General features: G+C 72.0%; 21 protein-coding genes and 1 tRNA gene. 14 read left to right on the forward strand and 8 right to left on the reverse strand.

Going from position 1 to position 26171, the window contains the following annotated elements; all coding sequences use genetic code 11:
* Nucleotides 1-177: 177 nt before the first annotated feature.
* Nucleotides 178-2628, reverse strand: coding sequence for an acyltransferase family protein (locus DO944_RS08370; protein WP_112616482.1), 2451 nt, complete (start codon nucleotides 2626-2628; stop codon nucleotides 178-180).
* A 110-nt stretch (nucleotides 2629-2738) separates the two neighbouring features.
* On the opposite strand from DO944_RS08370, the gene DO944_RS08375 reads away from it, so the two are divergent.
* From DO944_RS08375 to DO944_RS08395, 5 genes are all read left to right on the forward strand, one after another.
* Nucleotides 2739-3500 carry a hypothetical protein gene (locus DO944_RS08375; protein WP_146752022.1) on the forward strand — a complete coding sequence of 254 codons (762 nt, stop codon included), beginning with the start codon at nucleotides 2739-2741 and terminating at the stop codon, nucleotides 3498-3500.
* A gap of 4 nt (nucleotides 3501-3504) precedes the next feature.
* Complete coding sequence (locus DO944_RS08380) at nucleotides 3505-5145, forward strand: RecQ family ATP-dependent DNA helicase (RefSeq protein ID WP_112616486.1); 1641 nt, start codon at nucleotides 3505-3507, stop codon at nucleotides 5143-5145.
* A 270-nt stretch (nucleotides 5146-5415) separates the two neighbouring features.
* Complete coding sequence (locus DO944_RS08385; protein WP_258524622.1) at nucleotides 5416-6726, forward strand: LCP family protein; 1311 nt, start codon at nucleotides 5416-5418, stop codon at nucleotides 6724-6726.
* Nucleotides 6727-6818: 92 nt separating this feature from the next.
* A tRNA-Ser gene (locus DO944_RS08390) sits at nucleotides 6819-6910 on the forward strand.
* 126 nt (nucleotides 6911-7036) lie between these two features.
* The gene (locus DO944_RS08395; protein ID WP_112616488.1) at nucleotides 7037-7843 is read left to right on the forward strand and encodes a sugar nucleotide-binding protein; all 807 of its coding nucleotides are present in this window, start codon (nucleotides 7037-7039) and stop codon (nucleotides 7841-7843) included.
* Between the two features lie 123 nt (nucleotides 7844-7966).
* On the opposite strand, the gene DO944_RS08400 is transcribed toward DO944_RS08395, so the two are convergent.
* Nucleotides 7967-8563 (reverse strand): TetR/AcrR family transcriptional regulator, encoded by a 597-nt coding sequence (locus DO944_RS08400; RefSeq protein WP_112616973.1) that lies wholly within the window; start codon nucleotides 8561-8563, stop codon nucleotides 7967-7969.
* A gap of 62 nt (nucleotides 8564-8625) precedes the next feature.
* Here DO944_RS08400 and DO944_RS08405 point away from each other — a divergent pair, with 62 nt between their 5' ends.
* From DO944_RS08405 to DO944_RS08415, 3 genes are all read left to right on the forward strand, one after another.
* On the forward strand, nucleotides 8626-10680 hold the full coding sequence (locus tag DO944_RS08405) for a beta-galactosidase (RefSeq protein ID WP_112616490.1): 2055 nt from the start codon (nucleotides 8626-8628) through the stop codon (nucleotides 10678-10680).
* A 19-nt stretch (nucleotides 10681-10699) separates the two neighbouring features.
* The gene (locus DO944_RS08410; RefSeq protein WP_112616492.1) at nucleotides 10700-11674 is read left to right on the forward strand and encodes a squalene cyclase; all 975 of its coding nucleotides are present in this window, start codon (nucleotides 10700-10702) and stop codon (nucleotides 11672-11674) included.
* A gap of 72 nt (nucleotides 11675-11746) precedes the next feature.
* On the forward strand, nucleotides 11747-12379 hold the full coding sequence (locus tag DO944_RS08415; RefSeq protein ID WP_112616494.1) for a flavodoxin family protein: 633 nt from the start codon (nucleotides 11747-11749) through the stop codon (nucleotides 12377-12379).
* A 7-nt stretch (nucleotides 12380-12386) separates the two neighbouring features.
* On the opposite strand, the gene DO944_RS08420 is transcribed toward DO944_RS08415, so the two are convergent.
* Both DO944_RS08420 and DO944_RS08425 read right to left on the reverse strand, forming a co-directional pair.
* Complete coding sequence (locus DO944_RS08420) at nucleotides 12387-13664, reverse strand: glycosyltransferase (RefSeq protein WP_112616974.1); 1278 nt, start codon at nucleotides 13662-13664, stop codon at nucleotides 12387-12389.
* The gene (locus DO944_RS08425) at nucleotides 13661-14719 is read right to left on the reverse strand and encodes a hypothetical protein (protein ID WP_112616496.1); all 1059 of its coding nucleotides are present in this window, start codon (nucleotides 14717-14719) and stop codon (nucleotides 13661-13663) included. The genes DO944_RS08420 and DO944_RS08425 overlap by 4 nt, the downstream gene beginning before the upstream one ends.
* A gap of 115 nt (nucleotides 14720-14834) precedes the next feature.
* On the opposite strand from DO944_RS08425, the gene DO944_RS08430 reads away from it, so the two are divergent.
* The 4 genes from DO944_RS08430 to DO944_RS08445 are packed head-to-tail and all read left to right on the forward strand — an operon-like array spanning nucleotide 14835 to nucleotide 18878.
* Nucleotides 14835-15962: a glycosyltransferase gene (locus tag DO944_RS08430; protein ID WP_258524623.1), complete on the forward strand. Its 1128-nt coding sequence runs from the start codon at nucleotides 14835-14837 to the stop codon at nucleotides 15960-15962.
* A complete protein-coding gene (locus DO944_RS08435; protein ID WP_112616498.1) occupies nucleotides 15959-17077 on the forward strand; it encodes a glycosyltransferase in 1119 nt (372 codons plus the stop codon). Before DO944_RS08430 ends, DO944_RS08435 begins: the two co-directional genes overlap by 4 nt.
* Nucleotides 17074-18084, forward strand: a complete 1011-nt coding sequence (locus DO944_RS08440) for a glycosyltransferase (protein ID WP_112616500.1) — start codon at nucleotides 17074-17076, stop codon at nucleotides 18082-18084. The genes DO944_RS08435 and DO944_RS08440 overlap by 4 nt, the downstream gene beginning before the upstream one ends.
* The gene (locus DO944_RS08445; RefSeq protein ID WP_112616502.1) at nucleotides 18081-18878 is read left to right on the forward strand and encodes a galactosyltransferase-related protein; all 798 of its coding nucleotides are present in this window, start codon (nucleotides 18081-18083) and stop codon (nucleotides 18876-18878) included. Before DO944_RS08440 ends, DO944_RS08445 begins: the two co-directional genes overlap by 4 nt.
* Here the strand turns inward: DO944_RS08445 and DO944_RS08450 are convergent.
* The 4 genes from DO944_RS08450 to DO944_RS08465 form a co-directional block, all read right to left on the reverse strand.
* Nucleotides 18838-20040 (reverse strand): glycosyltransferase family 4 protein, encoded by a 1203-nt coding sequence (locus DO944_RS08450; RefSeq protein ID WP_112616504.1) that lies wholly within the window; start codon nucleotides 20038-20040, stop codon nucleotides 18838-18840. The two genes, DO944_RS08445 and DO944_RS08450, sit on opposite strands and share 41 nt — an antisense overlap.
* A complete protein-coding gene (locus tag DO944_RS08455) occupies nucleotides 20037-20339 on the reverse strand; it encodes a hypothetical protein (protein ID WP_112616506.1) in 303 nt (100 codons plus the stop codon). Before DO944_RS08455 ends, DO944_RS08450 begins: the two co-directional genes overlap by 4 nt.
* 88 nt (nucleotides 20340-20427) lie before the next feature.
* Entirely contained in the window at nucleotides 20428-21888 is a 1461-nt protein-coding gene (locus DO944_RS08460) for a glycosyltransferase (RefSeq protein WP_112616508.1), read from the reverse strand.
* Between the two features lie 7 nt (nucleotides 21889-21895).
* Nucleotides 21896-22588 (reverse strand): SDR family oxidoreductase, encoded by a 693-nt coding sequence (locus tag DO944_RS08465; protein WP_112616510.1) that lies wholly within the window; start codon nucleotides 22586-22588, stop codon nucleotides 21896-21898.
* Between the two features lie 220 nt (nucleotides 22589-22808).
* Between DO944_RS08465 and DO944_RS08470 the strand changes: the two genes are divergently transcribed.
* Nucleotides 22809-24713 carry a beta-glucoside-specific PTS transporter subunit IIABC gene (locus DO944_RS08470; RefSeq protein ID WP_112616512.1) on the forward strand — a complete coding sequence of 635 codons (1905 nt, stop codon included), beginning with the start codon at nucleotides 22809-22811 and terminating at the stop codon, nucleotides 24711-24713.
* Nucleotides 24700-26151: a family 1 glycosylhydrolase gene (locus DO944_RS08475; RefSeq protein WP_112616514.1), complete on the forward strand. Its 1452-nt coding sequence runs from the start codon at nucleotides 24700-24702 to the stop codon at nucleotides 26149-26151. Before DO944_RS08470 ends, DO944_RS08475 begins: the two co-directional genes overlap by 14 nt.
* The last annotated feature ends 20 nt before the right edge of the window (nucleotides 26152-26171 follow it).

The raw sequence follows: 26171 nt of genomic DNA on the forward strand, positions 1-26171 counted from the left end.
TGCGAATCGCTGGCGGCCGCCTTCGACGCGACGATCCGGCGCTGCCGACGCCCGGAAACGCGGGCGAGACCACGACCGGAGTCGGGTGACGGATCAGCCATCGCTGGCATACGACACGCACATTCCGGCCCGAAGTTCGTCCAAACGGATGAAGGTCCCCGTCCGCGGCTCGCCCTGCTAGAGCAGCCCGCGGGCGGCGAGCTCGGCGCGCAGCGCGGGCACGATGTGCTCCGCGTACGCGACGGTCAGGTGCGTGCGGTCGTACCGCGTCGGGATGTCGCCCGCGAAAGCAGGGCAGACGAGCTCCCAGCAGGTGAAGGGCAGTGAGCTCACCGCGTGGTTGCCGGATGCGGCCGCCACCTGCTCGGCCGCCGACTCCATCTGGCCCCACGTGCTCGAGACGCCGGCCGCGCATCCGTACGGCGAGGCGGCGGGGGAGTAACAGCGCCCGAGATCGGCGCCCTCTGGCGGCGGCGCGAGGTGCACGATGCGGCCCGGCATCCCGTAGGTGTCGGCTTCGGCCTCCTGGGCGGCGAGCAGCGCATCGGCCGAGAGGTCGGCGCCGTCGGGGGTGTGGCCGAGCGTGTACGCGTTCGACATCATGACGAGGGTGGGCGCGTCGGCGAGGATCATGGCGCGGACATCGGCCTTGCGCTGCGGGCATGCCGTCATGACGCCGGCGCCGTCGTTCTGCACCGCGACGTCGGTGAAACGGCATCCGTAGAGGCCGACGGTCGTCACGCGGATGCCGCCGTCGCTGTCGTCGGCGAGCTTGCGGAACGCCGGGGCGTAGGCCATCGCGGTCGAATCGCCGACGAGATAGACGTGGACCGGGGCGTCGGAGCTGCCCGTGGAGCAGCCCGCGGCGGTCGGCGACACCTCGGGCGAGAAGCAGTCGCGAGCCGGGTTGCTCGCCGACGACCGGGTCATGACCTCGTCGAGCGAGGGATGCAGCTGGGGCCACTCGGTCGCGGTCGCGGCCGCGGCGAGCTCGGCCTGCAGGGCGGCGATCGGGTCGCCGGGGTCTGCGTCGGCCGCGTCGCTCGCGGCGTCGGCGGCGCCCGCGGGCGGGAACGCGATGAGCGATGCCGTGAGGCCGCCGAACACGTTCTGGACGACGAGCACGACGGCCAGCGCGGCGATGCCGAGTCCGGATGCCGCGAGCAGCGCCGGCGGGCCGAACCGGGCGCGCCACGCGGCCCAGGGCGCAGAAGCGTCGGACGCAGGTTCTGTGGTCGTCGCTGTCGCTGTCGCTGTCGCTGTCGCTGCCGCTGCCGCTGTCGCTGTCGCTGTCGCTGTCGCGTGTGCGGGTGCCGGTGCGGTTATCGGTGCGGGCGCATCGTGACGAGCAATGCCCGCGGAGTCGGGGCGGGGCATACCCGGGTAGTAGCGCGTCCCGGGAGTCCAGCCCGCTGGGCGGGTGCTGAGCACGCGTGGCGCCGGTGCCGGAGCGGCGTCCCGAACCGGCGCGGCATCGGGAGCCCGCACCGGGGCCGCAGCGGCATCCTCGCGCGCCGTCTCCGTCGTTTCGCCGCCGACCGGCCGACCGTACGGCGCGAACCGGAACGGCCGTTCGACGAGGTGGTACGACGCCACGGCCAGGACGAGGGTGATCGCGAGCACGAGCACCGTTGTGGCCTCCCGGGCGGGCAGCAGAACGGCGGCGAACACGATGACCGGGAAATGCCAGAGGTACAGCGAGTACGACACATCGCCCGTGAAGACGCTCACCGGGTTCGTCAGCGGGAAGAGGTGACGATGCCGTGGGTCGCCGGGCACGCCGCCCGCGAGCACGAGTGCCGTGGCGACCACGGGCAGGGCGGCCCACGGAGCCGGGAACCCGCCCGCCGCGGGATCGATGACGGCGAACGCCACGACGAGGCTTCCGACACCGATCCACGACGCGAGTCCACCGATGACGGGCGGGATGCGGCGCAGCAGCGGCACGATCGCGGCGATGAGTGCCCCGACCGCCAGCTCCCACGCGCGGGTGAAGGTGGAGAAGTAGGCCGCGACGGCGGCATCCGTGCTCTGCAGCATCGCCCACGCGAAGGAGGCGGCGACGACGATTGCCGCGAGCGCGGCCACGGCCCCGGTCGCCGCGGCGCCGCGACGACGGGCGGCGGGCAGGAGCGAGACGGTCAGCAGGAGCAGCAGCGGCCAGGCGAGGTAGAACTGCTCCTCGACGGCGAGCGACCAGAAGTGCTGAAGCGGCGAGACCGCGTCGTCGGCGTGGAAGTAATCGGTGCCGACCGCGGTGAATCGCCAGTTCGCGGCGAACCCCGCCGACCACAGGGCGTCGAGGAGCGTCTGCTCGGCGCGCGGGCGATTGAAGAAGACGAAGGCGCTCGCCGCTGTGGCGATGAGTACGACGACCGCGAGGGGCAGGATGCGGCGGGCGCGCCGACCGGCGAAGGCGGCGAGGCGGATGCCGCCCGTCAGCTGCGCCTCGCGCAGCAGCGCGCCGGTGATGAGGAAGCCGGAGACGACGAAGAACACGTCGACCCCGACGAATCCGCCACGTGGCCAGCCGACCGCGTGCGCGCCGATGACCGCGAGGACGGCGAGGGCCCGGAGGCCCTGGATGTCGCGTCGCGGCGTCGGGTGGGAGAGCGTGGGGCTGTTCACATGGCGTCCGGAAGGGCGTCCCCGAGTGTAGTGGGAGCGATCTCATAGCGCATCGACGTCCGAACGCAACCCCTGTGCGCAAGATGCGGGAAATCGGGTTCGGTGGTGCTATGACAGCTCTTCCTCGAGCACCTCTCGCCCGCGGCGCCGGAATGCTGCTCCGCGGGTTCTTCGGCGCTCTGCTGATGCTGCGTCGACCGCGTCCGATTCACGTGCGCGGCACGATGCTGACGGGCACGGTCCGCTGGGTCGGGCCCGAGCGCCGGTCGGGCATCTCGTGGATCGACGAGCCGCCGCAGTCGGGTGAGGCGAAGGTCGTCGCCCGACTGTCGCGTTCCGTGGGGCTGCCGGACGCCCTGCCCGACATCTACGGGCTCGCCGTGCGCCTCTCGGGCGAATCCGCATCACCGGAGGTCGACGCCGGCGATATCGAGTTCGCCTCGACAGGACGGGGCGTGCCGCTGCGCTACGCGCTGCTGCCCCTGCGCCGGCCCGAGCGCGCACGCTTCGGCATCCTGCTGCCCTACCGCGGTCGTCGCGGTCCGGTGCTGCTCTCGGCGACGACGGTGGACGGCAGCCCGGATGCCGCGGACTGGCGGCTCTTGCTCTCGTTCGCCTCACCGCTGGGCTCGTGGCGTCCGTTCGCGCTCGTGCGTCTGACCCGCGCCGCATGGCCGGGTGAGCAGCCCCGATTCGACGCCGGGCGGCGGGTGCTGCCCGGTGCGCGGGTCTACCCCTGGGTGCGCGCGCTGCGCCAGCCGTCCTACGACCGTGTGCAGCGGCGCGGGCTGCGGCCCGCCGACGACGCGCCTTCCACACCGGAAGCGCCGGCGCAACCGGCGTGCACGGTCGCAGCGGGCGCGATGGACTGAGCCGGTGCAGCCCGATGAGATCGCCCGTGTCGCCCGAGAGTCCTTCGGCATCGAGGAGCTGCGCCCGCAGCAGCTCGATGCCATCGAGGCGGCGGTCGCCGGGCGAGACGTGCTGGTCGTCTGGGCGACGGGTGCGGGCAAGTCGGCCGTCTACCAGGTCGCTGCGGCTCTCCGGCCCGGCCTGACCGCGATCGTTTCGCCCCTCATTGCGCTGCAGGAGGACCAGCTCGCGCGCATCGAGGAGGCGCCCGATGCGCCCGACGGCGTCGCCCTGAACTCGAGCCGGGGCGTGCGCGCCCAGCGCGAGGCCTGGGAGGCGATCCGGTCGGGAGAGGCCTCGTACGTCCTGCTCGCGCCCGAACAGCTCGCGAAAGACGACGTCGTCGCCGAGCTCGCCGAGGCGGGGGTCTCGCTGCTGGTCGTCGACGAGGCGCACTGCATCGCAGCCTGGGGGCACGACTTCCGCCCGGACTACCTGATGCTGGGCGAGGTCTCCGAGCGTCTGGGGCGGCCGCCGATTCTCGCGATGACGGCGACGGCCACCAGCCCCGTCCGCACCGAGATCATCGAGCGGCTCGGCATGGACGACCCGGCCATCCTCGTGGGTGATGTCGACCGGCCGAACATCGAGCTGAACGTCCGCCGTCACTCCGAGAAGTCGGGCAAGCGCGACGCCGTGATCGACGAGGTGGCCGGGCTGCCCAAGCCCGGGCTGCTGTACACCGCTACCCGGCGCGGCGCCGAGGAGTACGCGGAGGCGCTGCAGGACCGCGGCATCAACGCCGTCGCCTATCACGCCGGCCTGTCATCGAAGGAGCGAAACGGGGTGCACGAGGCGTTCCACGATGGCGAGGTCGAGGTCGTGGTCGCCACCTCGGCCTTCGGGATGGGGATCGACAAGGCCGACGTGCGCTTCGTCGTCCACGCCGACATCCCCGACTCGATCGACGCCTACTACCAGGAGCTCGGTCGCGCCGGCCGCGACGGCGAGCCCGCGACGGCGACGCTTCACTATCGGCCCGAAGACCTGTCGCTGCGACGTTTCTTCGCGGCGTCGGCACCGAAGCGGGGCGAGCTCAAGCGACTCGTCGACGCCATCGCCGGCGCGACGCGGTCGCGCGCCGAGATCGCCGCGGCCGGCGGGCTGTCGGCCCGTCGCGTGACCGCGCTGCTGACGGTTCTCGTGGATGCGGGCGCGGTGCGGACGAGTCGCGCCGGGGTCGCGCTGCGGCGGGGGATGACCGTGGAGCGCGCCGTCGACGCTGCGTTGGAGAGGTCGGCCGAGCGGGAACGCATCGACGCCTCCCGTATCGAGATGCTCCGCAGCTATGCCGAGACCCGTCGGTGCCGGCGGGCGACGCTGCTCGGATACTTCGGGCAGGACTACGTCGAGCCGTGCGAGAACTGCGACACGTGCGCGGCATCCGCGAACGACCGAGCGGCGCGCGAGGAAACCTCGGAGGAACGGGGTGGTCACGCCGACGGTCCCTTCCGCGTCGACGACGTCGTGCGCCACCACGAGTGGGGTGAGGGAACCGTGATGGCCGTCGAGGACGACCGTGTCACCGTGTTCTTCGAATCGCAGGGGTACAAGGTACTCGCCACGGAGCTCGTCGCCGAGCGCGGTCTGCTCGAACCTGCCTGACCGCCGGTCGCGACTCGCCCCTGGGAGCGGTTACCAGTCTCGTCCCGTTCCGGCCGGTTGCCCGCTCGCGGCTGGTTAGCGTGCAGGTGAGCACGGCGACATGTCGGGCGGTGGCGGCTGAATGGGGGGCGTCACCGCCTCGCATGTCCGGGGCGCTCACGGACTTTCCAGACATCCGTCCCTATGATGAGTCGGTCACCGGGAGTGCCTGCGCGACGCGAAGAGCGCGCACCCGAACGCACTCCTCGCCGGCTCGTCGAGAGGACACCCGTGAGCGCACGTTCCGATGCGAAGGCGTCGCGGCGCCGTCGTCGTCCCGTCGCCCGGCACGGCCAGCTGCGGTCGCCGAACCCGCTGACCCAGATCCTGGCGGTGCTCGGCGTCATAGTCGCCGTCGTGGTCGTGAGCGGTGTCGCCGTCGGCGGCTTCTACGTGTGGAACGCCACGCAGGTCGTGGCCGACGCCGGCGTCTCGATCGGCGACGACGACTCGCAGCTCCCCCCGACGATCGGCGAGATCGAGGGCGGCGTGAACATGCTCGTGGTCGGCACCGACTCGTGCGAGGGCGCGAACGCCGAGCTCTCGTCCGCCTGTCAGGCGAAGGACACCGACGGTGAGCGCAACGATGTGACGATGCTCGTGCACATCAGCGACGAGCCGCGGCGCGTGACCGTCATCTCGTTCCCGCGCGACATGATCGTGCCCATCCCCGCCTGCACCGGCGAGGACGGCACCCAGTACTCGGCGATGAGCGCGCAGATGCTCAACGTCTCGTACATGTACGGCGGTCTCGCGTGCTCCGTGAGCACGATCGAAGAACTGACCGGCATTGACATCCAGTTCGCCGCCGCGACCCGATGGACCGGCGTCATCAACATGTCGGATGCGATCGGCGGCGTCGACGTCTGCGTGTCGGATGACGTCAACGACTCTCACACGGGGCTGAGCCTGACCAAGGGCAACCACACCCTCCAGGGCACGGAAGCGCTGCAGTTCCTCCGCACGCGGTACGCGATCGGCGACGGATCCGACCTCGGCCGGATCTCGAACCAGCAGCAGTTCATGAGCTCGATGGTGCGCAAGCTGCAGTCCGACGGGGTGCTCGGAAACCCCACGGCGCTGCTCAATCTCGCCACCACCGCCGTCGACCAGGTCGCCAGCGGGCAGATCAAGCTGAGCTCGTCGCTGTCGAGCCCGCAGCGGATGGTGCAGATCGCCCTCGCCATGCGCAGCGTGCCCTACGAGGACATCGTGTTCGTGCAGTACCCCACGGCCTACGTCAACGGCGGATCACGTGTGCAGCCGGTCGAGAGCGCTGCCAAGGTGCTGTTCGAAGCGCTCGCCGCGAACCAGCCGGTGCAGCTGAGCGGGTCGACGAGTGACGGCTACGGCACCGAGGTCGTCGGCGAGGCGGCTCCTCCCACGCCCGCTCCGACCGATTCCGCAGCGCCCGCCGACCCGGCGGCGACGCCGGACGCGCCCGCGACGGACGCGCCGGAGGCGGGCGGACCGGTCGTGCTGCCGGAGTCGGTCACGGGCCAGACGGCGGCGCAGGTCACCTGTACCGTCAGCTCCCGGTGAGCCGGGGTGCTTTCCGGCCCTCGATTCGGAGCCTGAGGCAGTCCGGGCTATGATTGCCGGGTGCATCCGCGCCGTCTCGCGTCGGATGCCGTGGAGACGTCGCATAGTCAGGCCTAGTGCACCACCCTGCTAAGGTGGAGTCCCCGTAAGGGGACCGAGGGTTCAAATCCCTCCGTCTCCGCCACGAAAGAAGCCCCGGTCCGCCGGGGCTTCTTCCGTGTCGGCTGTATCTCCAGTCGAGGTCTCCTGGCTCCCCGGCCCCGGCCCCGGCCCCGGCCCCGGCCCCGGCGCACCCTGGGAGGATGGGGACATGACTGCTCGACGCACGCTGCTGGTCGGATCCGGCAAGGTCGCCACTCGCCTCGGCGAGAGTCTCGTCGATGCGGGGCAGGAGGTCGTCGCGATCCGGCGGGGCGCCGGCGGCATCCGGCCCGCGTTCACGCCGATCGTCGCCGACCTCGCTGCGCCCCTCGACACGACGCTGCCCGCGGTCGACGCGATGGTCGTCACGCTTCCGCCGGGGGATGACCCCGGCTTCTACCGCGCCGCGCTCGAGCGCATCGCGCGAGCGCTGCCGAAGCCGCCCGAGCGCACCGTCTTCGTGTCGTCGACGCGGGTCTTCGAGGGGTGGGGTCCGGGGCGTCCCCTCGACGAGGACGACGAGCCCCGGCCGACGAGCACGCGCGGCGAACAGCTCGTCGACGGCGAGCATGCGGCCCGCGAGATGTTCGACGCGATCGTCGTGCGGCCCGCCGGGATCTACGGTCCCGGTCGCGAGCGGTTGATCCGGCAGGTGCTCGCGGGTGAGCCGGTCGACTACGAGCGTCGCACCAACCGCATCCACGAGGTCGACCTCGCGCGCGCGATCGCGCACCTCCTCGACGCGGACGCGCCGCCCGCGCTTCTGCACGGCGTCGACCGGCGACCCGCGACCCTCGGCGAGGTGGTCGAGTTCATCGCGGATCGCCTCGGGGTCGACGCTCCGCCGCGCGCGAAGGTCGACCCCGACGCCGACCGTGGCAAGGTGCTCGACGGCTCGCGCCTCGCGGCGATGCTCGACTTGACGTTCCCGACGTTCGTCGAGGGCTACGGGCGCATGATCGCCGATCGAGGCTGATCGCCGAACCCGGAAGCGGCGATACAGTCGTCGGACCGGAGGTGCTGGTGTCGCCTGCAGTGGGCGCCGAGGCCACGCCAGCCCCGGTAGTCCGACGAATGTATCGGCTCAGGCGCGGTCGGCTCAGGCGCGGGGCCGCAGCAGGCCGACGAGCAGCAGGCGCATCGCGGCGACGGGGTCGGTGTCGTCGGTCAGCCAGCGGATCTGGATGCCCTCCCACCCGCTGATCACGAGGTCGGCGAGGGCTCGAGGGTCGTCGTCCGCATCGAGTCGGCCGCGGGCGCGATCGTCGGCGATGGCCGCGGCGTACGTCTCGGTGACCGCGCGGTAGCGCTCAAGCAGCCACGCGTGCGCCTCGTGCTCGGGGTGCGTCGCCTCGGCCGACACGATCGAGAACATGCGCACGAGCTCGCGCCGGGCGAGGTTGCGCTCGACGATCGCCAGCACGCTCGGGATGAACCCGTCGCGGGCTGCGCGCGCGGGGAAGTCGGTGTCGGCGGCATCCTCCTGCTCGAGGACGGCCGCCAGCAGCGAGACCTTCGTGGGGAAGTGGTGCATCACGGTGGTGAGGCTCAGGTCGAGCTGCTTGGCGATCTGCCGGAGCGACCCGCCGCGGTAGCCGTGGGTGCCGAACACGACGGTCGCCGACGCCACGATCTCCGCACGCCGGGCCGCGCTCTTCGCGTACGGCCCGCGAGGGTGGACGGCGTCGGATGGCATGACCCGAGCGTAGAACACATCAATCCCGTGCATCTGCACGTGTTTCGGTCTACGCTGATCGCATGGCAACGGATGACACGACCTACCGCTGGGTGAAGGACGGGGCGCTCGGCCCGGGACGGATGCGCTACGGCGCCGACTACAACCCGGAGCAGTGGCCGCGCGAAGTGTGGGACGAGGACGTCCGGCTCATGCGCGAGGCCGGGGTCAACATCGTCTCGCTCGGCATCTTCTCCTGGGCGCTGCTCGAGCCGCGCCCGGGCGAGTGGGACTTCGGCTGGCTCGACGAGGTCATCGATCTGCTGCACGCCAACGGCATCGACGTCGACCTCGCGACCGCGACCGCGTCGCCGCCGCCGTGGCTCGCGAAGCGGCATCCCGAGATCCTGCCGCAGACGATCGACGGAACGACCCTCTGGCCGGGGTCGCGTCAGCACTGGCGGCCGACGTCGCCGGTCTTCCGCGAGTACGCGCTGCGGCTGACGCGTGCGCTCGCCGAGCGCTACGCCGATCACCCCGCTCTCGTCGCCTGGCACATCTCGAACGAGCTCGGCTGCCACAACCTCTACGACTTCTCGGATGACGCCGCCCGGGCCTTCCGGGTGTGGCTGCAGGCGCGCTACACGACCCTCGACGCGCTCAACGAGGCCTGGGGCACGGCGTTCTGGTCGCAGCACTACGAGGAGTGGGACGAGATCCTGCCGCCGCGCGCCGCTCCGACGCAGCGCAACCCCGGGCAGCAGCTCGACTTCGAGCGCTTCTCGTCGGATGCCGTGCGCGACCACCTCCGCGCCGAGAACGCGGTGCTCGCCGAGGTGACGCCCGGCATCCCGCGCACGACGAACTTCATGGTCGCCCAGAACGTCCGCGACATCGACTACCCCTCGTGGGTCGGCGACGTCGACTTCGTGTCGAACGACCACTACCTGCGCCCGGGCGAGGTCGGGCGCGACGACCTGTCGTTCTGGTCGAACCTCACGGGCAACATCGCCGGCGGCCGGCCGTGGTTCCTCATGGAGCACGCGCCGAGCGCGGTGAACTGGCGCGCCGTGAATCCGCCCAAGCGGCCCGGCGAGCTGGTCCGCGACGCCCTGACCCACGTCGGGCACGGGGCAGACGCGGTCTGCTACTTCCAGTGGCGGCAGTCCCGCGCCGGGGGTGAGCGCTACCACTCCGGCATGGTCCCGCACGCCGGTGCCGAGAGCCGGGTGTTCCGCGATGTGGTCGACCTCGGCTCGCAGCTGCGCGACCTGGCGCCGGTCACCGGCAGCCGGCGCGAGCGGGCGCGCGTGGCGCTTGTGTTCGACTACGAGTCGTGGTGGGTCAGCGGACGCGACTCGCACCCCTCCGAGTCGCCCGCCTACGACGACGAGACGCTGCTGTGGTACCGAGCGCTCCTCGACCTCGGCGTGCGCGTCGACGTCGTGCCCGTCGCGGCCGACCTCGGTGACTACGAGGTGGTCGTCGCGCCGATGCTCCACGTCGTCCCGGCCGCGCTGCGCGAGCGACTGACCGCCTTCGTCGCCGGTGGCGGTCACCTCGTGACGACCTACTTCTCGGGCGTGGTCGACGAGAACGACCGGGTGTGGCTCGGCGGCTACCCGGGCGCGCTGCGCGACCTGCTCGGCATCACGATCGAGGAGTTCGTCCCGATGCTGCCGGGGGAGACGGCATCCCTCGCCTCCGGCACGGTCGTCCGCGACTGGAGCGAGCGCATCGCGCGCATCGAACCGGATGTCGAGGTGCTCGACGCCTACGCCGGCGGCGACCTCGACGGCGCCCCGGCCGTGACCCGACGCCGAAGCGGCCAGGGCAGCGGAGGCAGCGCGACGTACGTGTCGGCTGCGATCGGTCGCGCCGGTGCCGCGGACGTCGTGCGGCGCCTGGCCGGCGACATCCCGGCGCTCGCGGCAGACCCCCTCGCGGCCGACGGCGACGTCGACGTGATCATCCGCCGCCACGAGGGTGGGCGCTTCGTGTTCCTCGCGAACCGCACCGACGCCGAGGTGGTGGTGGCCGCAGCGGGCGACCTGCTCGCGGGTGCCGCCGAGCGAGGTTCCGCGGATGCCGTCGCGATCGCCCCGCGCGGTGTCGCGGTGCTCGCGCAGGAGGGCTGAGCCGCGCGACAATGACCGCATGACCGACACGGACGGCACGCTGGCGTGGCTTCTGGACACCGACCCGTCGCTGCGCTGGCAGGTGGAGCGTGATCTCGCCGACGCTCCGCCGTCCGTGTGGCAGGCCACACGGGCTCGCGTCGCGACAGAGGGCAACGGCGCACGCCTCCTGCGGGAGCAGGGCGACGACGGTCAGTGGGAGGGGGGCGCGTACTTCCCCGCGGGGTTCTTCGACAGCCCGGAGGCCCGCGCGCCGGGACAGCCCTGGACGGCGACCACCTGGACCCTGAAGGATCTGCGGGAGTGGGGTCTGGATGCCGCCGTCCTCGGCGACACCGCGGAACGGCTGCGACGCAACAGCCGGTGGGAGTACGACGACCTGCCGTACTGGGACGGCGAGATCGACGTGTGCATCAACTCGTACACGCTCGCGACGGGCGCCTGGCTCGGTGTCGACATGAGCGGCCTGGCGCGGTGGTTCCGTGAGCATCAGCTGGCCGATGGCGGGTGGAACTGCGAGGCGGAGGAAGGACGATCGGTGCGCGGGTCGTTCCACTCGACGCTCAACGCTCTGCGCGGCATGCTCGCGTGGGAGCAGATCACGGGCGACCCGGCCCTCCGCGAGAGCCGGCACCGCGGGGAGGAGTACCTGCTGTCGCGCCGGCTCGCCTTCCGCGCCTCGACCGGCGAGCCCGTCGGCGACTTCGTGACGGAGTTCGTCTATCCCAATCGCCACCGCTACAGCGCGCTCGTCGCCCTCGATCATTTCCGCGCGGCTGCGCTTCTCGAAAACGCCGCACCCGACCCGCGGCTGGCGGAGGCGATCGACATGGTCCGGAACGCACGCGCGGCCGACGGCACGTGGCATCAGAGAACGCCGTTGGCCGGGCGCGTCTGGTTCGACATCGATGTCGCCGAGGGTGAGCCGTCGCCCTGGCTGACCCTGATCGCCCTGCGCGTGCTGCGGTGGTGGGATGCCGCTGTTCCGGCCTGACGCCGCGCTGTCAACAGCCTGTCGCCCACCGCGGGGCGTCGCCGACGATGGCGGCAGACGAAAGGACTCGCCATGACGACAGACCTGCCCGCTTCCGACGCCCCGCTTCGGGTCGTCGCCCTCAACTGCACCCTGAAGCCCGCACCCGCGGAGTCGAGCACGCAGCTCATGCTGCAGCAGGTGCTCGACGCCCTCGCCGAGCACGGCGCCTCGGGCACGCAGGTGCGCATCGCCGACCTGAACATCGCGCCGGGCGTCGAGACCGACATGGGGGACGGAGACGAGTGGCCCTCCGTTCGCGAGCAGATCCTCGCCGCCGACATCCTCGTCGTCGGGACGCCCATCTGGATGGGACACGCCTCGAGCCTCGCGCAGCGCGTGCTCGAGCGCCTCGACGCGGAGCTCTCCGAGACGGACGACGCCGGTCGGCCGATCCTCTTCGACCGCGTCGCCGTGGTGGCTGTGGTCGGCAATGAGGACGGCGCGCACAAGGCCACCGCCGACCTGTTCCAGGGGCTGAACGACGTCGGGTTCACGATCCCCGCGCAGGGCGGCACCTACTGGAACGGCGAGGCGATGCAGACCGTCGACTTCAAGGATCTGGAGAAGACGCCAGACCCGGTCGCCTCGACGACCGCCACTCTCGCACGCAACGCGGCGCATCTCGCGCGCGTGCTGCGCGCCGCCCGCTACCCGGCGGAGTGAGCGCCGGTCAGCCCCAGCCGCCGAGGTAGGCGGCGAGATCGGGCTCGTCGGTGACGACGCGAATCTCCGCTGTCGTCACCGACGCCGTCGGGAAGAGATCGTCACGGCCCCAGCGCTCGCCCCGCGCGCGGGCGCGCACCGAGATGACCCGCAGGAGGGGCTCGCTGTCGGGGGAGCACAGGGTCAGCTCGCCGAGGCCTTCGCCGTCGACGCGAGCCAGTGCGGCGGTGAGGACGTCGTCGTCGGCGTCGATGCGGACCGGGTGGAGCAGTTCGACGATGATCCGGACGCGATCGAACGCGGGATCCGGCTCGGATTCCTCCGGAAGCACGGCGGCGCGCCCCGCAGCCGGCCCCAGAGCAGCGAGCACGCTGTCGATGGCGAGGAACCGCTGCCCGTCGCTCGCGCGCGGCGGCGCGATGATCGCGATGTCGGGGTGGGTGGGCCGCAGGCCCCGGCCGGCGGAACCGGCGACGGGAATGAGGTCGCTGAGCCGGATGGTCTCCGCGTTGCGGCGCGCCACCGCGCCTTCATCGCGTCCGGCGGCATCCGGTCCGTCGTGCCACGCCACGGCTGCGGGCACGTGGGCGAGCAGCGCGCCGCGCAGCCACGCGCGATAGGTCCATTCCCAGTCCTCCCCGCCATACGACGTGAACGACTCGTCGAAGCCTCCCGTCGCGGCGAACAGCACCCGCGAGCACGCGATGACAGCCCCGATGACGTGGCGATAGCTGCGGTCGTCAGCGCGGAGCAGGTTCGCGGTTCGGCGATACTCCGCCGCGAGCCATTCCGGCTCGGGCAGGGCCGTGCGCGCCGCCTGTTCGGCGAGCCGGGCGGCGTCGACGCCGCGCAGGTCTGCGTGCCGGCGCCGCCCGACCGTGACGCAGTCCGGCGCGAGTGCGGGCAGCCGGGTCAGCTCGCGGATGAAGGCGGGCTCGGGGGCCGTATCGGCGTCGAGGAACACGAGGACATCTCCGCGAGCCGCCGCGGCACCGAGGTTGCGGACGGCCGCGAGCCGGAAGCCCCGGTCCTCGTGGCGGACGAGCTCGACCCCGTCTGGAACGGAGGGCGGCTCGGGCGAGCCGTCGTCCGCGACAATGATCTGCAGCCGGTCGGCCGGGTGATCCTGCGACCGCAGCGCGGCGAGCGTCCGAGCGAGCTGTTCAGGCTGGCGGTAGTGGGCGACGATCACCGAGACGGTCGGCGGCTGTGCGGGCCATCGGCCGTCGAGAAGGTCCCACCGGTTGCCGGGTAGGGCTTCGCCGGGCAGTGGGCCCGTGCTCATCGCGACATCCCGCGCCACCAGTTCAGGTACGACCCAGCGACGTCGGCCAGGTCGGGACGCAGGGGATGCCCGGGGGCCAGACGAGTCGAGGCCGGGTCCTCCCACGCCTCGGCGAGGCGGTCGGTCAGCTCCGCCGGGTCGAAGAGAACCGTCGTCCCGGGGCGCAAGCCGTCCATCTCGTCGCTGTAGCGCGACCGGACGACGAGCGGACGACGTCCGGCTTCGATCCAGTCGAGCATCGATCGCGAAGCCGACACGTGCTCGTGCGCGGCGACCGGGATGCCGGGCTCGCGCAGCCGCCGGGCGAACTCGGCGTCGTCGAGGAATCCGGTGATCTCGAAGCGGCCGCCGAGGTCGGCGGCCAAGCGCTGGAGCGTCGCGACGTCGCCCTCGTGGCCCGGCGAGGCGGCACCCAGAGCGCGGACGACCGCTTCGCCGACCGGTCGGCCCGACGCACGCAGCGCGTTCACTGCCGCGGTGGCGGCGCGCAGGGCCGGCTCGTGCCCCTTTCCGGGGTACACGAACCCCGCGATGAGCACGATGAGGTCGGCGGAGGCGCCGGGTCGGTCCGGGGCGTCGGCGAGACCCGGCTCAGGAGCGCGAGCGAGCCGGGTTCCGAGCGGGATCACCTCGGGCCGCAGGTCGTCGCCGAGGTGCTCCGACACGAGCAGCCGCTCGTGCTCGCTGTTGACGGCCACGGCGTCGGCGGCGGCGAAGAAACGGCGATAGGCGGCGACCCGGCGGTCGTACTTCGTGCCGTCTGACGGCTGCGGCAGATCGTGCAGTGTGAGGGTCAGCCGACAGGCGCGCGAGAGCGTTTCGACCGCGTCGGCGGCCTCCTCCAGGCTCGCTCCGAGCAGGCGGTCGGTCGCGTGCAGATGCACGGGCTCGCCGGGAGCGACCGCTCTCAGCGCGGCGCTGAGGTCGGTCACGGCGGCGGCGCGCACGGCCGGGTCGAGACGGTGCGCGGCGGCGGCGACGTCGGAGCCGTAGTCGGTCACTCCGTGTCCGGCAGGACCCCAGACGAGGCACAGGGGAGGGGTGTCGACGGGCATCCGGTCATCGTTACCGGTCGCCTGTGGTTCGCGCAAGTGCGAGGCGCCGGGCGTCCCGCTCGGCTAGCGTCCGACTCGGATCGCCCCCGTTTCGGCGGTTTCAGCAAGGAGGACCGTGACCATCGTCACCGCCAGTGCGCCCCTGGACGAGATGTCCGGTGCGCCCGACGTGCGCGTCGTCGCGGTGCCCGCCGGGCATCCCTACGTGCAGCGTGTCACGCACGCCGCGGGCATCGAGCTCCTGCCCGACCCGCCGGTGGCTGGCGCGGCCGAGGGCGTGTGGTGGCCCCCCGTCGCCCTCGACCCCGACTGGATTCGTCAGCACGCCGATCGTGCCGACATCCTGCACGTGCACTTCGGCACCGAGTCTTTCGCTGCGGGCCATCTGACGGCGTGCATCGACGCGGCTCATGCCGCCGGTTGGGCGGTCGTCTTCACCGTCCACGATCTGACTCACCCCCAGCTCGCGGACCAGGGTCCGTACGCCGCCCAGCTCGACGAGCTCATTCCGCGCGTCGACGCTCTCGTGACGCTCACCGCAGGCGCCGCAGCCGAGGTGCGCGAGCGCTGGGGACGCGAGGCGGTCGTGCTGCCGCATCCCGCCATCCTGCGCGAGGGCGAGACCCCGTCGGTCGTCGCGGTGAGCGAAGAGCTGCGGATCGGGATGCACCTGAAGGACCTCCGCCCCGGCACCGATGGGCCGACCAGCGCGCGAACGCTGATCGCCGCGGTCGAGCGCCTCCGCGATGAGGGGCATCACGCTGTCGCCGAGATCCGCATGCACCGGTCGGTCCGCGAGCGAGACGCCCGCGACGAGGTGCGGGCGGCCGTGGCCGGCCACCCCTACGCGGTCCTCGTCGAGCAGGGCCGGCTTCCCGACGCCGCTCTGAACACGGCGCTCAGCGGACTCGACGTCTGCGTGCTGCCCTACCGCTTCGGCAGTCATTCCGGCTGGCTCGAGCTCTGCTGGGACCTCGGCGTCCCCGTCGCCGTCCCCGATGTCGGCCACTTCGCCGATCAGCATGACGACGACTCGATCGCGAGCTTCCACCCGGGCGATGTGGAGACGCTCACCGCTGCGTTGCGCACGCTGCTGTCGTGCGACGAGGCGGCCCGTCCCGGTTCGGTCGCGCGGGCCGATCTCATCGATGCGCGTCGCGACAGTCGCCGCGAGCAGGATGCCGGGACGGCGCAAGCGCATGCCGCGCTGTACCGCCGTCTTCGCAGCGAGCGTGCCTCGTGACGGGGCGTCCGCTGCGCATCGCGGTCATCGCGCCGCTCCGGTTTCCGATCCGGAGGCCTCACGCCGGCGGGCTCGAGGCCGCCGTGTGGTCGGAGGTCGAGGCTCTGCGCGCCCGAGGCCACGAGGTGACCGTCGTCGCGGTGACCGGGTCGGACCACGTCGAGCCCGGCAGCATCTGGGAGATGCCCGAGCTGGGCTGGGACGCCGACGCGGTGCGCACCGACAAGACGTATCCGCCCGCCTACGAAACCCTCAGCGTGCCGATGCTCCGGCGCGCTCTCGAGACGATCGGCGCGCGGGCCGCGGACTTCGACGTGATCTCGAACCACTGCCTGCACGCCCTCCCGCTGCAGCTCGCACCGCAGCTGGACGTGCCGATGGTGACGACCCTGCATACGCCCGTCGACGATGACTTCGTGCGGGCCCACCGTGCCGCGGCGGGCCGGGGCAGCACGTTCCTCTCGGTCAGTGAGCACACGCGTCGGGAGTGGCAGCACGCGGGTGTCGCCTCGACCCTGCTGGCCAACGGCGTCGACCCTCGCGTCTGGACCGCCGGGCCGGGCGGCGACGACCTCGTCTGGTTCGGCCGCATCGTTCCCGAGAAGGCCCCGCACCTGGCCGTGGCCGTCGCCCGATCGCTCGGGCGACGGCTCACGATCGCCGGTCGTGTCGGCGACCGCGCGTACGCCGACGACGTGCTCGGCCCGCTGCTCGGCGACGACGTCACGCTGGCCGGTGAGCTCACCCCTCACGAACTCGCCGCGCTCGTCGGTCGGTCGGCCGTCGCGCTCGCGACTCCCGCGTGGGCCGAGCCGTTCGGGCTCGTCGGTCCGGAAGCCCTCATGTGCGGGACGCCCGTCGTCGGCTCCGCGGTGGGCGGCGTGCCCGAGATCGCGGCGGCCTCCGTCGGGATGCGCCTCGTGGGCGCCGGAGACGTCGCCGCGATGGCGGATGCCGTGGCGGAGATCTGGCCGCAGGCCCGTGATCCGCGCTTCCGTCGCGCGGTCCGGGCGCGGGCGGTGGAGCGGTTCTCGCTCGACGCGCGAACGAGTGCCCTCGAGGAGATCTTCGCGTCGCTGAGCACGCTCGCGGCGCCCGCCGAGCTGCCGGCATGACGGGGCGCATCGGCTGGTACGTGCACCACCATGGTCGCGGCCACCTGACCCGTATGCTCGCTATCGCGCCCCACCTCGATGTCGACGTCGTCTGTTTCAGCTCGATGCCCGCTCCCGCCGAGCTGCCCGCGAACGTCTCGTGGGTCGAGCTCTCCCGCGATGACGTGCCCGCACCGGCCGTCCCCGCCGATGACCCGACGGCGGGCGGCCTGCTCCACTGGGCTCCGTTGCGCCACGTCGGCCACCGTTCGCGGCTCGCGGTCATCGCCGCAGCGGTCGGGGCGGGCGACATCGACGCGTTCGTCGTCGACGTCTCGGCCGAGGTGACGTTGTTCGTCCGGCTCCTCGGCGTGCCCGTGGTGATCATCACGCAGCCCGGTGACCGCACGGACGAGCCGCACCGGCTGGCTTATGCCGCGGCGCGGCGGGTCATCGCGCCCTGGCCGGAGGAGATCTATGCTCCCGAGCACCTGACCTCGCTCGGTGACCGCGTCGCGTTCGTCGGCGGGATCTCGCGGTTCGCCGGTCGTCGTCGGCCCGCGCAGCCGCGCGGCGACGAGGTCGTCCTGCTCGGCGGCGGCGGTGACGCCGACGTCTCGGCCGACGACATCGCGGCCGCGGAGCGCGCGTCGGGGCGTCCGTGGCGTGTGCTCGGCGCCGGTTCCGGAGCGTGGGCCGCCGACCCCTGGGATGCGTTGACGACGGCAGCCGTCGTCGTGTCGTGGTGCGGTCAGAACGCGGTCGCCGATCTCGCCGCCGCGGGCGCACCTGCGATCGTCATCCCGCAGGAACGTCCGTTCTCCGAGCAGCGGGCGACGGCCCTGGCGCTCGGGCGGTCGGGCCTCGCCGTCGCCGTGCCCCGGTGGCCCGAGCCGGCGCGCTGGCCGGATCTGCTCGACCAGGCCTCGGCCTGCGGCGAGGGATGGACCGCGTGGCGCGCCGACGGAGCGGCGCAGCGCGCGGCCGACATCATCCGTGCCGAAGCGGCGGCGGGAGCCGGTGCATGAGCGACATGGCGATCGTGACGCTCTGCTCGGCACCGCGCCTCGAGCACCTGCGCAATCAGCTGCGCGCGACGGCGGGTGTGCCGCGGGTCGTCGTCTGGATCGGCGACGACGATGCGCCCCTCCTCGACGCCGAGTCCGTGGTGCGCGTTCCCCCGGGGGCGGCCGGTCTGCGGCTCGCGGCGGCGCGAAACGCCGGCGCCCGTGCAGCCGAGGCGCTCGGGGCGCGCCTGCTCGTCTTTCTCGACGCCGATTGCGTCCCCGGGCCCGAGCTCGTCGATCGATACCGTGACGCGGCGACCCAGCACCCCGATGCGGTCCTGTGCGGGCCGGTGACGTATCTGCCCGCGAGGGCCGCGCTCGACGCGGCGTCCCTCCGTGCGGCCACTGCGCCCCACGCGGCGCGCCCGGCTCCGCCCGCCGGCACCCTGCAACGTGCCGAGCCCGCGGAGTACCCGCTGTTCTGGTCGCTCTCGTTCGCGACCACGACCGCCGTGTGGCGGTCCGTCGGCGGCTTCGACGAGCGGTACGAGGGCTACGGGGGAGAGGACACCGACTTCGCGTTCTCCCTGCGTCGCGCCGGCGTCCCGATGATCTGGGTCGGCGGAGCCGACGCCTATCACCAGCATCACGAGACCTCGTCGCCGCCCTGGCAGCACCTCGACGACATCCTGCGCAACGGCGCCCTCTTCGCTGAGAAGTGGGCCGAGTGGCCCATGACGGGCTGGCTGGAGGCCTTCGAGCGAGCCGGAGCGATCACCCGCGAGAACGACGGCTGGCGTCGAGCCTCGGTCTGACCGCGCCGGCGAGCAACTCGGGTGCGGCAGCGAGCAGGTCGCGGGCCACGGGGTCGGGGGCGAAATCGGCGACCTGCGCGCGCCCATGATCGGCGAGTGTCCGTGCCCAGGCGGGATGCCGCACGGCGACGGTGATCGCGGCGGCAAGACGTTCCGGGTCGGCGGGCGGCACGCTCTGGCAGTCCTGGCCGTCGGTGCAGAAGTCGTCGTATCCGCTGCCGGAAGTCACCACGAGCGGCGTGCCGATCGCCTTGACCTCGAGGGCGACGTTGCCGAAGCCTTCCCAGCGAGAGGGGCAGATGACGACATCCGCTCGTGAGATCGCTCCGTAGAGCTCCTCGCCCGGCAAGTGCCCGAGCCAGATCACGCGGTCGCGCGCCGTCGGCGGCAGCATCTCGAGGAGTGCGGCGCGCGTCGGCTCGTACCGGGCATCCCCACCCGCGCCGGCGAGGACGAGGCGGGCGTCCGGCACGTCCTCGTGCACGAGCCGGAACGCCGAGAAAGCGTCCTCGACGCCCTTTCGTCGCTCGGAACGGCCGAGGAAGAGCACGACCGGCGCGTCATCGTCGGGCCAGCCGTCGGGCGCGGCCGCGCGCGTCGCTGCGGCCGCGACCGCGTCGACGTCGATGCAGTTGCGGACGATGCGCGCCGGCGGCAGACCCGGGTACAGGTCGCTGGTCCGCTCGAGCATCGCCCGCGAGATGGAGATGAGACCGGTGGACCGGTACAGCTGACGCCGTTCCGCCGACGCCTGCCGCACGCGGGCGAGCCGCTGCCCGATAGGCAGGTCTCCCGGCGTGAGCCCGGACACCTGGTCGGCCAGACGCACGCCGGTCGCCAGGTTCGTCAGCAGGGGTGCCGAGCGGGGGAGCGGCGCGGCCAGGCCGCCCCACTCGGGAGCGAAGACGACATCATGGTGGCGAGCGCGATAGGCGCGACGAACGCCTCCGTCGACCAGCCTGACCCCTTCGCCCGGGTCGTCGGACACGAGGTCGTCGTTCGTCTCGAGCGCGAGGTCGACGGCGACCCCCTGGCGGGCCACGGCCGGGAGCAGCGCGGCGTAGTGACGGCCGATCCCGCCGGTGTAGGCGGTGACGCCGGCGTATTCGGGGCTCGCGACGAGCCAGCGCGTCTCGGTCCGCGAGGTGAGCAGGTCGGTCATGAGGCCTCGAGCGGAAGCGTGCCGAGGGAGAGCCCGGTGACCGCGGCGGCCTCGGTGAGCATCGCCCGCACCCGCCGTGGATCGGTGGCGACGGGATGAGGCGACGCGAAGTCGAACCGGAGGGGGATCGACCGCTCGAGCCACAGCGTGCTGCGCCCCTGTCCGTCGCTGTGTCTCCAGCTCACCGTGAACCCTTCGCCTGCGCCGAGCTTGGCGGCGACCACGAGCTGGAGGTGGGCGAGGATGTCGTCGGGCATGGCAACGGCGGTGAGGTCCGATCCGTATCTCAGTTCTCCCATCGCGGCGCTCGCCTCCCCTCGTGCCACGACAGGGTGCAACAGCCGTCCGCTTTTCCGAGTGCCCCTTGACGAGCCGGTGGACAGCGGGCTAACGGGCCGGGCGGTGCAGTCGTCGTCGCACGTCGCCGACGACGCGACGCGCCGCCGCCGACAACCGGCGCAGTCCGCCGCGGGTGCGCCCCCGGCGGCGAGCCGCGCGCAAGATGCTCGCCCAGCGGCGGCGGATGCGCGCGTCGCTGTACTCGGATGCGGTCGCTCGGGCGTTCTCCCGCATCGCGCCCCGCCGGGCGGGGTCGAGCTCGACCGCGGCTCGCACGGCGTCCGCGAGGGCGCCGACGTCGCCGTCCGCGACGAGCCATCCGTTCTCGCCGTGGCGGATCAGCTCGGCCGGTCCGTAGGCGATGTCGTAGGCGATGGGGAGGCAGCCCGCGGCCATCGCCTCGAGGAGGACCAGACCGAACGCCTCCGATCTGCTCGTGAGCAGGAGGGCGCTGGCGGTGGCCATGGCCGCTGCCGGCTCATCGGTGTGCCCGTGGAAGCGGATCGCGTCGTCGTCCTCGGCGAGGACGGCGAGCTCGGCGGCGCGAGAACCCGTGCCGTAGATGTCGAGGGGGACGCGCGGTCCGTCGTCGTTGTGCACGAGGCGCATCGCCGCGACGGCATCCTCCACCCGCTTGATCGCTTCGAGCCGGGCGATGACGACGGCGCCGGTTCGTGCGGCCTCCGTCGGCAGGGTCGCGGCGTCGATGAGAGAGACCGGGTGGGCGACGCTCGTCAGGAACGGACGCGGCCCCACGATCGCCCTCACGTCGGCGGCCTGGGCGTCGGTGGCGAATGCGACGGCGTCGAAATCGGTCAGTCGCGAGAACACCGCCTGGCGCGATGCTCGCACCGAGCCCGGTTTCGGCCCCCGGTGCGAGCCATGGATGACGTGCACGGTCGTGACCCGGCGTCGCCGGTATCCCGCCGCGAAGGGCGCAACGGTCTTGCTGTCGACGATGAGGAACGCCTCGCCGTCGCCCACGAGGTGGTCGAGCCAGTCGGCGTAGAAGTCGTAGCGTCGGCGCCAGGCGCGGACCGGTCGGCCGTCGGCATCGCGGGCCAGGAGGAGGCGGCCCCGGGCGCCGACCCGTCGTTCCGACAGCGCGATCGTGCCATCGGGGCGGAGGTGGTCGATGTCCACCGGTTTGCCGTCCACGCCGAGCCGCAGGCGGCGGAGGATGACGTCGTTCGCCTCATCGATGATGACGCCGTCGTCCGCGGGATCGAGCGCGGGCGGTGCGTCGGGGAGCCCCGTGCCGGGATGCACGCCGCCGGTCCGTGGCCAGTCGTAGAGGTTGCGAATCGTCACGGGCGTCGTGGCGTCGGGGTCGGTGACCGGCGGCAGGGGGAACGCGCGGTCGTCGAGGGTGAGCACGTCGACCGGAGTTCCGGCCTCGGCGAAGAGGCGGCTGCGATCGAGCAGGGCGGTGGTCATGCCCCCGTAGGGAACGGCGATGCCCCAGGTCAGTGCGAGGTGACGCCCGGGAGGAAGGTCGGAGCCGGCCACGTCGACGTCACCGGGGGCCGGGACGCACGGACACGTCCGGGACCAGGGCGTCCCGTGGCAGGTCGAGGGCGGCGAGCACGGTCGTCGCGACCGACTCGGGATCGATGAAGGCGGCGGGGTCGTAGTCGCGGCCCTCCTGGCGGTGCACCTCCGCCTGCATCGGCGTGGCGGTCCGCCCCGGGTAGACCGTCGTCACGCGGACGCCGTGGGCGGCCTCCTCGCCGCGCAGCGCGTCGGCGAGGGCCTTGAGTCCGTGCTTCGACGCGGCGTAGGCGCTCCACGCCGGGTGCGCCGTGAGGCCGGCGCCGGAGTTGACGAACAGGATCTGACCGCGCGCGGCCCGTATCGCGGGCAGAGCGAGGCGGGTGAGCTCGGCGGCGGCGATGAGGTTGACGGTGAGCTGATCGGTCCATGCGGCGACGGGCAGCTCGGCAACAGGACCCAGCTCGACGACGCCCGCGCCGTGGATGACGGTGTCGATCGCCTCCGGCAGCCGGTCCGCGAGCGCGCCGGCGAGGGCCGCGGGCTCGCGCAGGTTCGCGGCGACGCCGACGGCGCCCGGGAGGAGCTCCGCGAGCTCGGCCGCGCGGGCCTCGTTCCGGCCGAGGAGCACGAGCCGGTCGCCACGGTCGGCGAGCCGGCGCGCGATCGCGAGTCCGATGCCCGAGCCCGAGCCCGTGATGAGATGCGTCTGCGTCATGCACCCATCGTCGCATCCGCGCGACGGCCCCGCCGTGCTCGTTTGCGTGCCGCCGTGGAACGTGCGACGATCATCTCGGACATGTGACTGGTCATGCAGGCAGGATCCGAACGTACGTGCATCGCACGGCGGTCGGGTCCTTTTTTTATTGCCTCCGACCGGGGCCGGAGCGGAGCCGCTCCGGCGGCACGGTCCGGGATTCCACAGGAGGAAAACGAAGATGACCACCACGAAGGACGCCGCGGGCGCGATCCTCGAGCACGTCGGCGGACCCGAGAACATCGCCGCCCTGCAGCACTGCTCGACCCGGCTCCGATTCAATCTCGTCGACGACGCCCGCGCCGATGAGGCGGCTCTGAAGGCGGTGCCCGGCGTCATCGGCGTCGTGCGCGGTCCGCAGACCCAGATCATCGTCGGGTCGAAGGTGGGCGACTACTTCACCGAGATCGAGAAGCTGCGCGGCGGGCGTGCGGCGGCACGTACGGCGGGGGAGACCCGTCCGAAGCTGACATGGAAGCGCGCGGGCTCGGCGATCATGGACTTCGTCGTCGCGGTGTTCACCCCGATCATCCCGGCCATCGCCGGCGCGGGCATCTTCAAGTCGTTCCTGATCCTCGCCTCGGCACTCGGGTGGATGCAGACGACCGACCCCAGCTACCAGGTGCTCTCGGCGATCCCCGACGCGGTGTTCTTCTTCCTGCCGCTGCTGGTGACCTACACTGCCGCGAAGAAGCTGGGTGTCAACATCCCGCTGGCTCTCGGCATCGTCGGGCTCTTGGTGTTCCCGACGTTCTCCGGTCTGCTGACGCAGGAGGGCGGTGTCGCGCTCTTCGGCCTCGCCATCCCCGCGATCTCCTACAACGCCCAGGTCTTCCCGCCGATCCTCGCGGTGCTGCTGCTGTGGCCCGTCGAGAAGCTGGCGACGAAGATCACACCCGGGCCCATCCGCACCTTCTTCGTGCCGCTGCTGTGCTTCATCGTGGTCTCGCCGATCATGATCTTCGCCCTCGGGCCCCTCGGTTACGGCCTCGGATCGCTGCTCACCGGCGGCATGCTCTGGCTGTACGGCACGCTCGGCTGGGTCGCTATCGCGCTGCTGGCAGCCGTGCTCCCCTTCATCATCTCGGTGGGCATGCACAAGGCGTTCATCCCGCCCACGATCGCCACCGTCGCACAGCAGGGGCGTGATCCCTTCTACCTCGTGGCCTCGCTCGCCCACAACATCGCCGAATCGGGCTCGAGCCTGGCCGTCGCTATCCGCACCCGCAACAAGACTCTGCGCGGCACGGCCATCTCGTCGGGCATCTCCGCGTTCTTCGGCATCACCGAGCCCGCGCTCTACGGTGTGACGCTGCAGAACCGCCGTGCGCTGTTCGCGGTGATCGCCGGCTCGCTGACCGGCGGCGTCTACCTCGGCATCGCGGCCGTCGGCGCCTTCGCGCTCGTCAGCCCGGGGGCTGCGAGCATCTCGATGTTCATCGACGTGCTCAACCCGTGGAACCTCATCCATGCCGTCATCGGGGCGCTCGTCGCCTTCGCGACCGCCTTCGTCGTCGCGCTCGTCATCTGGAAGGACTCCGACTCGGGCACGATCCGCGCCCTCGAGGCTCAGACCGGCGCGGCGGGCGGGATCGCGCCCGACCCGGTCGGCGACGGCCGCCTCGTCGCCCCCGTCGCGGGCGAGGTCGTCCCGCTCGACCGCGTCGACGACCCGGTCTTCGGCGGCGGCATCCTCGGCGACGGCGTCGCGATCCGCCCCAGTGCGGGCGCCGTGTACGCGCCGCTGTCGGGAGTGGTCTCGAGCCTGCTGCCCTCGAAGCACGCCTTCGGCATCACCGGCGACGACGGCGTCGAGATCCTCGTCCACGTCGGGCTCGACACGGTCAAGCTCGACGGAGCCCCCTTCGTCGCCCACGTCGCGCAGGGCGATCGCGTCGAACGCGGGCAGCTGATCCTCGAGGCCGACCTCGAGGCGATCCACCTCGCCGGCTTCGACACGATCACCCCGGTCGTCGTCCTCAACGGCGACGCGTTCGAGGTCGTCGAAGCCCTCACCGGGCCCGTCGAGGCGGGCACCGGCATCTTCACCGCTCGTACCAAGGAGGCCGCTCGTGGCACTGTCTGATTCGTTCCTGTGGGGCGGCGCGCTCGCCGCCAATCAAGCCGAGGGCGCGTGGCGCGAGGGCGGCCGCGGTCCGGCCGTCTCGGACATCGCGAGGTATCGTCCGAACGTCGACCCCCGCGAATACGCCATTCATCACGCGCACACGGTCGAGAGCATCACCGCCGCCATGGCCGACGACGACGAGACGTATTACCCCAAGCGCCGCGGCATCGACTTCTACCACCGGTACCCCGAGGATCTCGCCCTGTTCGCCGAGATGGGGTTCACGGTGCTGCGCGTGTCGATCGCGTGGACGCGGCTGTACCCGACGGGGGAGGAGACGGAACCCAACGAGGAGGGCATCGCCTTCTACGAGGGGCTGTTCACCGAGATGCGGCGGCTGGGCATCGAACCGCTCGTCACGCTCTCGCACTACGACCCGCCGCTCGCCCTCGCCCTGAAGAACAACTGCTGGGTCGATCGCGGCACGATCGCCCTGTTCGAGCGCTTCGCCCGCACGTGCTTCGAGCGCTTCGGGCACCTGGTCAAGCTGTGGCTGTCGTTCAACGAGATCGACGGCATCGTGCGGCATCCGCTCACGTCGGGCGGCATCATCGAGGAGACCGTCGAAGGCAGCATCCTGCAGGCCTGCTACACCGCACTGCATCACCAGTTCGTGGCCTCGGCCTCGGTGACGCGGATGCTGCGCGAGATGTGGCCCGAGTCGCAGATGGGCTGCATGCTGACCATGCTGAAGACCTACCCGCTGACGTGCCACCCCGACGACATCGCCGCGACCCAGGCGAAGGACCGGCTGCTCTACCTCTGCACGGATGTCCAGGCCGGCGGCGCCTACCCCCGCCTCGCCCTGAACGCGCTCGCGCGACAGGGCGTCGAGATCCCGTTCGCCGAGGGGGATGCCGAGCTGCTGCGCGAGCACCCCGTCGATTTCATCTCGCTGTCGTATTACATGACCCTCGCCGAGTCCGTCGACCCGGATGCCGAGCGGACCCCGGGGAACACGGTACTCGGAGTCAAGAACCCCTACCTCGAGTCCAGCGAGTGGGGCTGGCAGATCGACCCGGTCGGGCTGCGGATCTCGCTCATCGATCTGTACGACCGCTACGGCAAGCCGCTGTTCATCGTCGAGAACGGGCTGGGCATGCGCGATGAGCTGACCGCCGACGGGCGCATCCACGACCCGTACCGCATCGACTATTTCCGGGCGCACTTCCGCGAGATGATCCGGGCCGTCGACGAGGGCGTCGAGCTGATGGGCTACACCAGCTGGGCGCCGATCGACATCATCAGTGCGTCGTCGTCGCAGATCTCGAAGCGATACGGTTTCATTCACGTCGACCTCGACGATCTCGGTCAGGGCAGCGGTGAGCGTCGGCGCAAGGATTCGTTCTGGTGGTACCAGCGGGTGATCGCCACGAACGGCGCAGATCTCGGGTGACCCTCCTGCTCCACGAGCGT

Source organism: Microbacterium sp. SMR1, assembly GCF_003289625.1.
Lineage (GTDB): Bacteria > Actinomycetota > Actinomycetes > Actinomycetales > Microbacteriaceae > Microbacterium > Microbacterium plantarum.